This is a genomic window from Pseudoalteromonas shioyasakiensis, assembly GCF_001550135.1.
GTDB classification, from domain to species: Bacteria; Pseudomonadota; Gammaproteobacteria; order Enterobacterales; family Alteromonadaceae; genus Pseudoalteromonas; species Pseudoalteromonas shioyasakiensis.
Window position 1 is genome coordinate 51,288 of sequence record NZ_LRUE01000006.1, and the last position, 10,101, is coordinate 61,388.

General features: G+C 41.6%; 13 protein-coding genes. 8 read left to right on the top strand and 5 right to left on the bottom strand.

Going from position 1 to position 10,101, the window contains the following annotated elements; translation table 11 throughout:
• Positions 1-2: 2 nt before the first annotated feature.
• Positions 3-512 (bottom strand): peptide deformylase, encoded by a 510-nt coding sequence (gene def / locus PASHI_RS03565; RefSeq protein ID WP_054554770.1) that lies wholly within the window; start codon positions 510-512, stop codon positions 3-5.
• 118 nt (positions 513-630) lie between these two features.
• Between def and PASHI_RS03570 the strand changes: the two genes are divergently transcribed.
• From PASHI_RS03570 to hemF, 6 genes are all read left to right on the top strand, one after another.
• A complete protein-coding gene (locus PASHI_RS03570; protein WP_062564607.1) occupies positions 631-1,749 on the top strand; it encodes a LysM peptidoglycan-binding domain-containing protein in 1,119 nt (372 codons plus the stop codon).
• Between the two features lie 30 nt (positions 1,750-1,779).
• On the top strand, positions 1,780-2,877 hold the full coding sequence (gene dprA, locus PASHI_RS03575; RefSeq protein ID WP_062564608.1) for a DNA-processing protein DprA: 1,098 nt from the start codon (positions 1,780-1,782) through the stop codon (positions 2,875-2,877).
• Complete coding sequence (locus PASHI_RS03580) at positions 2,870-3,343, top strand: DUF494 family protein (protein WP_054563780.1); 474 nt, start codon at positions 2,870-2,872, stop codon at positions 3,341-3,343. The genes dprA and PASHI_RS03580 overlap by 8 nt, the downstream gene beginning before the upstream one ends.
• A gap of 71 nt (positions 3,344-3,414) precedes the next feature.
• Positions 3,415-3,984 carry a DNA topoisomerase family protein gene (locus tag PASHI_RS03585; RefSeq protein WP_062564609.1) on the top strand — a complete coding sequence of 190 codons (570 nt, stop codon included), beginning with the start codon at positions 3,415-3,417 and terminating at the stop codon, positions 3,982-3,984.
• Between the two features lie 34 nt (positions 3,985-4,018).
• Positions 4,019-4,585, top strand: a complete 567-nt coding sequence (tsaC, locus tag PASHI_RS03590) for an L-threonylcarbamoyladenylate synthase type 1 TsaC (RefSeq protein WP_062564610.1) — start codon at positions 4,019-4,021, stop codon at positions 4,583-4,585.
• A gap of 2 nt (positions 4,586-4,587) precedes the next feature.
• Positions 4,588-5,538: an oxygen-dependent coproporphyrinogen oxidase gene (hemF, locus tag PASHI_RS03595; protein ID WP_062564611.1), complete on the top strand. Its 951-nt coding sequence runs from the start codon at positions 4,588-4,590 to the stop codon at positions 5,536-5,538.
• On the opposite strand, the gene PASHI_RS03600 is transcribed toward hemF, so the two are convergent.
• The 3 genes from PASHI_RS03600 to PASHI_RS03610 form a co-directional block, all read right to left on the bottom strand.
• A complete protein-coding gene (locus PASHI_RS03600) occupies positions 5,535-5,987 on the bottom strand; it encodes a hypothetical protein (protein ID WP_062564612.1) in 453 nt (150 codons plus the stop codon). The genes hemF and PASHI_RS03600 overlap by 4 nt on opposite strands.
• A gap of 66 nt (positions 5,988-6,053) precedes the next feature.
• Complete coding sequence (locus tag PASHI_RS03605) at positions 6,054-7,649, bottom strand: methyl-accepting chemotaxis protein (protein WP_054563785.1); 1,596 nt, start codon at positions 7,647-7,649, stop codon at positions 6,054-6,056.
• An 81-nt stretch (positions 7,650-7,730) separates the two neighbouring features.
• Complete coding sequence (locus PASHI_RS03610; protein WP_054554758.1) at positions 7,731-8,162, bottom strand: group II truncated hemoglobin; 432 nt, start codon at positions 8,160-8,162, stop codon at positions 7,731-7,733.
• A 41-nt stretch (positions 8,163-8,203) separates the two neighbouring features.
• Here PASHI_RS03610 and aroE point away from each other — a divergent pair, with 41 nt between their 5' ends.
• Both aroE and PASHI_RS03620 read left to right on the top strand, forming a co-directional pair.
• On the top strand, positions 8,204-9,028 hold the full coding sequence (aroE, locus tag PASHI_RS03615; RefSeq protein ID WP_062564613.1) for a shikimate dehydrogenase: 825 nt from the start codon (positions 8,204-8,206) through the stop codon (positions 9,026-9,028).
• Positions 9,025-9,279 (top strand): DUF1488 family protein, encoded by a 255-nt coding sequence (locus PASHI_RS03620; protein ID WP_054563787.1) that lies wholly within the window; start codon positions 9,025-9,027, stop codon positions 9,277-9,279. The genes aroE and PASHI_RS03620 overlap by 4 nt, the downstream gene beginning before the upstream one ends.
• Here the strand turns inward: PASHI_RS03620 and PASHI_RS03625 are convergent.
• A complete protein-coding gene (locus tag PASHI_RS03625; RefSeq protein WP_058583694.1) occupies positions 9,276-9,809 on the bottom strand; it encodes a gamma carbonic anhydrase family protein in 534 nt (177 codons plus the stop codon). The genes PASHI_RS03620 and PASHI_RS03625 overlap by 4 nt on opposite strands.
• Between the last annotated feature and the right edge of the window lie 292 nt (positions 9,810-10,101).

The following is a 10,101-nucleotide window of genomic DNA, read 5'->3' on the forward strand; positions in this document are numbered from 1 at the left end:
ACTTATGATTTAGCAGCCAGCTTAGCTTCTTTTTCAAGCTTTTTACGGATACGTTGGCGCTTTAAAGGCGATAGATAATCAATAAATAGGGTGCCTTTAAGGTGATCAAGCTCATGCTGAATACAAATCGCTAATAGCTCGTCAGCGTCAAGGCTAAACTCTTCACCGTTTTCATTAAGCGCTTTAACAGTAACTGTTTCTGCGCGGTCAACTTTTGCGTATGAGTAAGGAACAGATAAACAGCCTTCTTCACTCACCGTTGAACCATCTTTTTTGGTGATTTCTGGGTTGATTAACACTAACGGTTGGTCGCGCTCTTCAGATACGTCGATCACCACAATTCGCTGGTGGATATCTACTTGCGTCGCTGCTAAGCCGATACCGTTTTCGTCATACATAGTTTCAAGCATGTCTTTTACGATTTGACGAACTTCATCGTTTACTTCTGGTACTTCTTTCGCGATTGTACGTAAACGCTCATCCGGAAATCTCAAAACTTCTAACCTAGCCATAGTTACCTTTTACACTTGTGATTCATTTAGGGTATTGTATGCTCTTATTTTAGCCATTCGTGTTCACCTTTAACAGGTTTTGGTCGATAATAATCTAAAAACAACTCAAGGAAGCCAAATGAGATACCCACTAGTTGCGGCTTTGTTAGCCATTAGCTGTGCTTTTCCGGTAGCTGCTGATGTTTTAACAATTAAAAAAGATGCACCAAAACAATATGTTGTCAAAAAAGGCGATACGCTTTGGGATATCTCGGGCGTGTATCTTGATGAACCTTGGCAATGGCCTGATTTATGGCAAATGAACCCGCAAATTGCGAATCCGCATTTAATATACCCGGGTGATGCGCTCACTTTAATTTACGATAAAGACGGAAATCCTCGTTTAGTTAAAAATGCGCGTTATAAAAAACTCTCTCCAGAAGGGCGAATTACACCAAAAGGCAAGCAAGCAGTGCCGACGTTGCCTTTGGAGTTGCTGCGCCCATATTTGAGTTATGAGCAAGCGATTAGCGCCGATGTTATTGCACAAAAACCATATATTTTGGGTGCCAGTGTTAATACCAAAATGAATACTATGGGCCATACGCTTTACGTTAAAGGTGACTTAACACTTAACGAAGCTTATGGCGTATACCGTAAAGGCAATGATCTTGTTGATCCAAATACCAATGAAGTACTAGCGAATAAAGCGGAATTAGTGGCGATTGTTCGCGCATTTAGAAGCGGTGACGTAGAAAACGGCGTACCTGCCTCAGTTAAAGTTGAACTGGTAAAACAAGAAATTAAGCCGCATGACTTTTTAATGCCGGCGATGGAAGGGCAAATGTTGCCAGCCTATTTCACTATGAAACGCCCTGAAGCTACTTTAGATGGCACTATTATCGCCGCAGCTAATGAAATGCGTGAATTTAGTACCATGGACATTGTTGTACTAAACTTAGGTTCAGACCAAGTGAAACCAGGTTTTGTACTTGATATTCAGCGTCAATCACCTGAAGTGTATGACGGCCGCAATGGTCCGCGTTACCGCGAAGATTCTAACAGTCTTGAGAAATTCATGACTGATGCAAATGATGTGTTAGGAATTGAAAGCGATGAAGACAGTAATGTATGGCACATGCCAAAGAAAAAAGTCGGTGAGTTAATGGTGTTTAAGGTATATGACAACGTTAGCTACGCATTGATTGTGAAGAATCAGCACCCGATCCGAGTTGGAGATTATGCAGTTATAAACTAACTCACAATTTGGGCGCTCTAAGGAGGGAGCATGGCACAGGTTTCAGGCAAGCTATCCCATTGGCTTGCCTTTTATTTATGTAAAGGGCTTGGAATAAAAAGCCTTATTGCATTAAGTCAAAGACAGCCACTGGATGAGCTATTTAAGCTATCTAGTTTAGAGCTTCAGCAGCTGGGTTTATCACAAAGCCAAGCCGATAACTTAGTTAATACTGACTGGCAGTTAGTAGCCCACTACCAAGAGTTAATAGCAAGACTTAAAATCAAAGTCATAAGCTATTTTGATAGCAGCTATCCGCCCTTACTCAAGCAAATAGCCAATGCACCTATCTTATTATTTTGTTTAGGTAACACAGAACTATTACTGTCACCGCAAATAGCAATTGTCGGTAGTCGTAATGCCACACCGACAGGGCTTGAAGTCGCTGCTGAGTTTGCCCATCAACTTTCTGCTGTTGGCATGACGGTGACAACAGGTATGGCTATGGGAATTGATGGTGCAGCCCATAAAGGCGCATTAGCAGGGTCAGGAAACACCATTGCCGTACTTGGTACGGGTATCGATATTGCTTATCCAAAACGCCATCGCTTACTCATTAAACAGGTTGCTGAGCGGGGCTTATTGGTTTCTGAGTTCTTACCGGGAACGGCTGCTAATGCCGCTAATTTTCCGCGCCGAAACCGTATTATCTCTGGATTATCATTAGGAGTGTTGATTGTCGAAGCGCAAATTAAAAGTGGCTCATTGGTGACAGTGCGCTATGCGCTTGAGCAAAATAAAGAGGTGTTTGCCGTGCCGGGTTCGATAAAAAGCCCACTATCAGAGGCAAGCCATTTTTTAATTAAGCAAGGCGCTAAATTGACAGAAAATATTACTGATATTCTTGATGAAGTGAGCTTTTTCTGTGAAAACAGTCTATATAGTATAGAACAGCCTATTGCAGATGAACCCGACTGCCCAGTGTTCAAAAGTATAGGGTATGAGGTAACAAGTGTTGATCAAATAACACAGCGCAGCCAATTACCTGTAGACGAAGTACAAGCTCGGTTACTCGACCTAGAGCTCGCAGATAAAATCGAACGAGTACTAGATGGTTATATAAGACTAGGAGGACATAAACATGTTTGACATCCTCATGTATCTTTTTGAAAACTATATCCATAGTGAAGCTGAAATCTTTACTGAAGAGAACGAACTTACCGATGAGTTGGTTCGTGCTGGCTTCAATAAACCTGAAATCTACAAAGCCCTTGATTGGCTAGAGCAACTTGCTGACTTACAACAAAGCGATATCTACCCGTACCTTAATGCCCAACCACAACATGCTATGCGTATTTACACTGATAGTGAATGCCAAATGTTAAGTGTTGAGTGTCGCGGCTTTTTAATGTTTATCGAGCAAATAGGTGTAATTAACACCGTAACTCGCGAAATGGTGATAGATAGACTTTGTGCTCTAGATAAACCATTTATTTCTTTGGAAGACCTAAAGTGGGTGGTGCTAATGGTGTTATTTAATGTACCAGGGTCAGAGCAAGCTTACGCACAAATGGAAGACTTAATATTTGACGAGCCAGCCGATGTATTACATTAATTCGACTTTGCTTGTATCTTTGTTGAGTTTGGGTATATTAGGCGAAAATTAGCCAACCCCACAGGAATCTTATGAGTAAAATCGACCATTCTCTTTTTTCTGCAGATAAACATGCACTCGAAAAAGAGTATGAGGTTTGCCCTAAATGCGGTTCTGAATTGGTTATGCGCAACTCAAAGTCAGGGCCGTTCTTAGGCTGTGCCAGTTACCCAAAGTGTGACTTTATCCGCCCATTAGCTCATCACGATAGCCAACAAATAAAAGTACTCGAAGACAGTGCCTGCCCAGAGTGTGGTAAGCCATTAGTAATTAAAAATGGCCGCTACGGTATGTTTATTGGGTGTACTGGCTATCCTGAGTGCCACTATATTGCTCATGATGAAGAGCCTGACGATGCTCCTCAATTACCTGCTTGTCCTAAATGCAAAAAAGGCCAGCTGGTTGCGCGTAGTAATAAGTTTGGCAAAACCTTTTATTCTTGTGATGGCTATCCGCGCTGTAAATATACCCTTAATCACAAACCTGTGGCGACCGAGTGCCCGGCCTGCCAGTGGCCAATTATGACCGAAAAGAAAACAGCTTCAGGTGTTGTGTTACAATGCCCGCAGAAGTCGTGTATGCATAAGTTAGTCGAATCTTAATGCACTTGTAATTTGTTTATTTAGGAGAGTTTCTTTGTCTGATCCTGTTGCACAACCAGCCAATGCAATTGACGCTTTGCAGCAAGGCGGTGTAATTGTTTACCCAACCGAAGCTGTTTTTGGTCTTGGTTGCGATCCTGATAACCAAGCTGCGGTTGAAAAGCTTTTAGCCATCAAACAACGCCCTGTAGAAAAAGGCTTAATTTTAATTGCTGACAATTATGGCCAGTTATTAAAGTATGTAGATGATGCCAAAATCCCCATGGATAAACGTGCTGATATCTTTTCACAATGGCCAGGTGCTATCACTTGGGTGATGCCAGCAGCAAAAGAAACGCCAAAGTGGTTAACGGGTCAGTTTGATACTATTGCAGTGCGTGTAACTGATCACCCAACAGTAAAAGCCCTGTGTCAGCAATTTGGTAAGCCGTTGGTTTCAACAAGTGCAAACTTAACCGGTCAAGAAACGGTAATGACTATCGCACAAGCGAAAAGCGAATTTGCAGACACAGTAGATTTTTATGTTGATGAGCCGTTAGGTGGCAACAGCCAACCAAGTGTGATTAAAGACGCAGCGACCGGTAAAGTATTTAGAGGATAAACATGCAAAGCGAGCTACTCGAACAAGTTAAAACCTACTTAATGGCCTTACAAGATACAATTTGTCAGGGCCTTGAAAATGCTGACGGCAAAGCAAAATTTGTTGAAGACAATTGGCAACGTGCAGAAGGCGGTGGTGGCCGTACGCGTGTTATCCAAGGTGGTAATGTCATCGAACAGGGTGGGGTAAACTACTCGCATGTGTTTGGTGCTTCAATGCCAGCATCAGCAACAGCACATCGTCCAGAGCTCGCTGGTCGTAGTTTTCATGCATGTGGTGTGTCATTAGTGATTCACCCTAATAATCCACATATTCCAACTAGCCATGCCAATGTCCGTTTCTTTATTGCCGAAAAAGAAGGCGAAGAGCCAATTTGGTGGTTTGGTGGTGGTTTTGATTTAACCCCTTATTACCCTGTTTTTGAAGATGTACAACATTGGCATCAGGTGGCTAGCGATTTATGTCAGCCATTCGGTGCTGAGGTTTACGATAAATATAAAAACTGGTGTGATGATTACTTTTATTTAAAACACCGCAGTGAAACACGTGGTGTTGGTGGCTTATTCTTTGATGATTTAAATGAGCTTGGCTTTGAACAAAGCTTTGCCTTTATGCAGGCGGTAGGAAATGGTTTTTTAGATGCTTACCTTCCTATAATTGAGCGCCGCAAAGACACGCCAACAACCGAACAGCAACGCGATTTCCAACTGTATCGTCGTGGTCGTTATGTTGAGTTTAATCTTGTTTGGGACCGCGGCACATTATTTGGCTTACAAACCGGTGGACGTACTGAATCAATTTTGATGTCGATGCCACCATTAGCTCGTTGGGAATATAACTATGTACCTGCTGCAGATAGCCCAGAAGCTAAGCTATATCAGTACTATTTACGCCCGCAAGATTGGTTAAATAGCAAAGAATCTGATTTAGTTGCACGTCAATGGCAGCTTTAATCAAGTATTGAAACCACTCGAACCAACATTGCGTTGTCACCCTCTACGAGGGTGGCAACACTTTCACTGCTTGGCAGCTCTGCCAATACTCTAAATAGCACTTCTGCTTTTAATATCTTTAGCTTATCAGGTGTTGTATCAATGGGGGCGCTAACCTGTGTTAAGCATTGACTGATATCACAGGCATAGAAATCAAGTTTCACCTCAAAATATTCAGGGTGCTGAATAAGCTTATCAAAACCACCAACAATACTTTGTTCATACTTATCGCTTTGTGAGGTTTTATCTTGGCTGAGAAGAGATTGAGCAATCTGTTGAATATCATCACGATGTATATATTCATTAACAGTGCTTAGTTGATCAGCAGTATCGTTAACGCTGTGCTGATAGGTAAATAATAGCGCCGCAATAATTCCAATACAGACTAAAAGAGTTGTTATAAATTTCATTTAAACATCCTTATTTACTATGAAATGCATAAAACAACTCTAGCAGTTGCACGAAAAGTGCGCAATTTAGCTTAATTTAAAGCGTCTTACTTGCTCATCAAGTGAACGAGCTAACGACAACAGCTCTTCACTGACTTTTTGGTTTTCATGGGCATCGACTAATGAGTGCTCGGCATTGTCACTAATTGCGATAACACTTTGGTTAATTTCTTCAGCCGCGAGGTTTTGCTGTTCAGTGGCATCAGCAATTTGCACGTTAAGTTGGTTTATCTCACTCATTTGTGAAGAAATATCACGTAATGCTTTAGCTACTTGCTTAACTTGCACAGCTCTTTCGTCTGCTTCTTCGCAAGAGTTATTCATGGTATTAACGGTTTGTGCCGCTTCACTTTGTAGCTTGTCGATAGTGCGGCGAATTTCGTCGGTTGAGTCATGGGTGCGGGTCGCTAAAGTACGTACTTCATCGGCTACCACAGCAAAGCCTCTGCCAGCTTCACCAGCACGAGCCGCCTCAATGGCTGCATTAAGTGCAAGTAAGTTAGTTTGCTCGGCAATGCTACTGATCACCTCGAGTACTTTACCAACGTCTAACGTTTGGGTTTGCAGTTGACTTACTTGCTCGGCAGCTGCTCTAACATCTGCCGCAAGTTGATTAATACTTTGCTCAGTGTGCTCAGCAACATGTAAGCTTTGTTGTGCAAGTTGATTACTGTGCTCTGACTTTTCAGATGCAAAATGGGTGGTGTTTTTAACTTCGCTTGATGAGCTTTCTAGTTCATTGATGGCGGCAGCGACCGAATCTGTCCCTTGCTTTTGCTTTAAGATCGCTTGCTCGGTTGCATCCGCTGAGGCATAAATGCTTTCGGCAGAGTGGATCAATACCTTAGAAGAATGAGAAACTTGAGCAATATTATCTTTAAACGCACCAATCATGTGATTAAAGCTGGTGGCAAGAGAGCTAAGCTCGTCATTATTACTGTCGTCTACCGTGAGGCTTAAATCTTTATTGGTGGTTGCCAAGTGCATGGTATGGCTAATGACTTTTAAGCGTTTGATGAAAATTTTTCTAAACATCACTGCTAGTAGTGAGAAAGCCGAAATGAAAATAGCCGCTAATAGTAGCGTGTTCATTAAGGTGTTTTGCGATACTTCTTGCTCAATATCAGCCAACGAATAACTAATTTTTACTACACCTAACACATCACCTTCTTGTGCTTGATGGCAGCCTAAGCAGTTTGTTCCTTTATAATCACTGCGAGCAAACATAGGCTTTAGATAAGTCATCGTACTTTTTTGATTATCAATAAATAGTGCTTCAGTGCCTGTTAGTGCTTTTCGCTCAGCATCGTTAGTCGCAACTTGGTTGGCATTTCCTGGCCCATAAATTTTATTAACGATTGGACTACGTATGATATGAGCGTCTTCAATATTAGGGTGGCTTCTTAATTTAGTACTTAGAATTTCACGATTAGCCATAGTGCCTGTCAGCATCATGGTATTAATAGAATCAAAGTAATTATCGGCAAGCAGTTTTATGTTACTTTCAACGGTATCTCTTGCTAATTCATGTTGTTGCTGGGCACTACTAAATATACTGGCAAATAATACCAATACGCCTGTTAGTGCTAACAAGGCATAAATTTTAAATTGGATAGACTTCATTCGACGACGCTTTTTCTAAATTAAGGAAAATTTATTATCTTTATTTAGAAAAAGCGTACATTGATATAGCGCAAAGCTTCGTTAGTTTTGATTGATCATATGGCTGGCGAGTTGCGATAACGACTGTCTTAACCCTTCGCGAAGTAGTGGGTTATCAATCTCGATATCAAGCGTTTTATTCATACAATGCATCCATTGGTCACGTAGGTCTTGATCAATAGGGAAAGGCATGTGACGCTTTCTTAGCATTGGGTGACCATATTTTTCAACGAATAGGTCAGGACCGCCCAGCCAGCCAGATAAAAACTCAAAGAAGACTTGGCGAATTCTATCTAAAGGCTGCGGATGCATATCATATAATGGTTTGGCGTATTCATCTGTGGCCATTATGTCGTAAAATCGATTTGCAATTGCTCGAGCTCCTGCTTCACCGCCAATAATTTCGTAAGGTGTTTTTTCTGGGGTAGGTGTTTCAGGCGTTGGTTTCGATTTAGAAAAAAGTCGTTTAATCATAATATTAATAAAGCTCTACAGGGCGAAGAGGTTGCTTCACTATGGACAAATACGCGGTTTTTGGAAATCCAATAAAACATTCGAAATCACCCGCAATACACGCACAATTTGCTGCATCATTAAACGAGCAAATACAATACAGTGCCATTTTAGCACCAACAGATGCATTTGAAAAAACTGTCGCTGAGTTTTTCGCTGCTGGTGGTAAAGGGGTTAATGTCACTTTGCCGTTTAAAGAGCAAGCGTTTGCCATGGTCGATGAACTAACAGAGCAAGCGAAAATTGCTGGAGCCGTAAACACTATTAAACAGCTTGACGATGGCAGCCTACTGGGTGATAACACCGATGGTGTAGGACTTGTTAAAGATCTTTTAGCCAATAATGTCACCTTAAAAGGGCTGCGAGTTCTTCTTATTGGCGCCGGTGGTGCAGCGCGAGGTGTCATTCAACCACTATTGAATGAGCATATCGAAAGCTTAACAATAGCCAACCGTACCGCCGAAAAAGCAAAGGCACTAGCGAGTCATTTTAATGGTGAAATAGATGTACAGGGCTTTGCTTTAAATGATATCCCAGCAAACAACTATGATGTGGTGATTAATTCAACCTCAAGTAGTGTAACTGGAGACCTGCCGGGTATAGCTGAAGACCATGTTGCTAAGTGTCAGTGCGCTTACGATATGTTTTACGCTAATGACGATACCGCATTTATTAGTTGGGTTAAGTCGATTAACCCAGCATGTTTAACACTCGATGGTTGTGGCATGCTAGTTGGCCAAGCAGCACAAGCTTATTTTGTATGGCGCAATAAAATGCCAGAAATTATTCCCGTTGTTAACGCGCTTAAAGCAGGAGAAATTGCGTGAATCAAGCTATCCAATTTATAGACAGACTCGAATTTAAGCCTGAAGAAAAACAGTTGGTATTCTTCGCACAAGTAAGTGGTTTGATGGTGGAGTGTGTTATTGATACCAGCAAGTATGATTTTGCAGATCAAAGCAGTGCGGTTAATTACTTTGAATCTTATCGTTTCGATTACGAAGAGCTCGCCGAGCAACTGATCGAAGATGAGCAGTATAACTCGGCAGGACAAATTGAATTAACCGAAGTGTTTTAGCCCTCAGCTAAGTATTCATCTTTAAGCTGAACATAATTATCAGCAGAGATTTTTAAAAAGGCGCGCTCTTGCTCTGTTAAAGGGCGAGCCTGTTTTACAGGGCTACCTACATAAAGGTAACCAGACTCTAAACGCTTGTTAGGTGGTACCAGTGAACCACCACCAATGATCACATCATCTTCAACAACTGCGTTATCCATTACTATTGCGCCCATACCAACAAGTATACGATTACCAAGTTGGCAACCGTGTAGCATAACCTTATGACCAACAGTGACATCATCACCAATAATAAGAGGGTAGCCATCGGGGTTTGACTTAGAGGCACGGGTTAAATGTAAAACACTGCCATCTTGAATGTTCGTACGTTCACCAATACGTATATAGTTAACATCACCTCGCGCAGCAACAAGAGGCCATACACTTGAATCTTTACCAAGCGATATATCACCTACTAAAACCGATGACTCATCAATATAAACACTATTATCGTATGTCGGAGTGATCCCTTTATAAGAACGGATAGTCATAAATTCACCTTTTAATTTTAAAATGCGCTCAGTCTAGTGTAACAGCGAAGCAAATAAATACACCCAAACAGGCCTAAATTGACTGCAAAACACCCAGTTTTAGGGTGTTTAGTTCAAAAGCTGAGCGAACAGTACATTTTTTTAAATTTTATTGAAAAAAGTGCTTGCGTAAAAAATCCATCTCCCTATAATGCGACCCCACTGACACGGCGGGCAGCAACGAAAGGCGCTGAACAAAGTGACACAGAGTTAAGTGAAACTTCGGTTTCAAATAATCGAAAGAAAGTTTGAA

Coding starts and splice junctions, on each gene's coding strand:
- def (WP_054554770.1), bottom strand. CDS start 512: ATGGCTAGGTTAGAAGTTTTGAGATTTCCGGATGAGCGTTTACGTACA.
- PASHI_RS03625 (WP_058583694.1), bottom strand. CDS start 9,809: ATGACTATCCGTTCTTATAAAGGGATCACTCCGACATACGATAATAGT.
- hemF (WP_062564611.1), top strand. CDS start 4,588: ATGCAAAGCGAGCTACTCGAACAAGTTAAAACCTACTTAATGGCCTTA.
- PASHI_RS03585 (WP_062564609.1), top strand. CDS start 3,415: ATGAGTAAAATCGACCATTCTCTTTTTTCTGCAGATAAACATGCACTC.
- PASHI_RS03600 (WP_062564612.1), bottom strand. CDS start 5,987: ATGAAATTTATAACAACTCTTTTAGTCTGTATTGGAATTATTGCGGCG.
- PASHI_RS03580 (WP_054563780.1), top strand. CDS start 2,870: ATGTTTGACATCCTCATGTATCTTTTTGAAAACTATATCCATAGTGAA.
- dprA (WP_062564608.1), top strand. CDS start 1,780: ATGGCACAGGTTTCAGGCAAGCTATCCCATTGGCTTGCCTTTTATTTA.
- PASHI_RS03610 (WP_054554758.1), bottom strand. CDS start 8,162: ATGATTAAACGACTTTTTTCTAAATCGAAACCAACGCCTGAAACACCT.
- PASHI_RS03605 (WP_054563785.1), bottom strand. CDS start 7,649: ATGAAGTCTATCCAATTTAAAATTTATGCCTTGTTAGCACTAACAGGC.
- aroE (WP_062564613.1), top strand. CDS start 8,204: ATGGACAAATACGCGGTTTTTGGAAATCCAATAAAACATTCGAAATCA.
- PASHI_RS03570 (WP_062564607.1), top strand. CDS start 631: ATGAGATACCCACTAGTTGCGGCTTTGTTAGCCATTAGCTGTGCTTTT.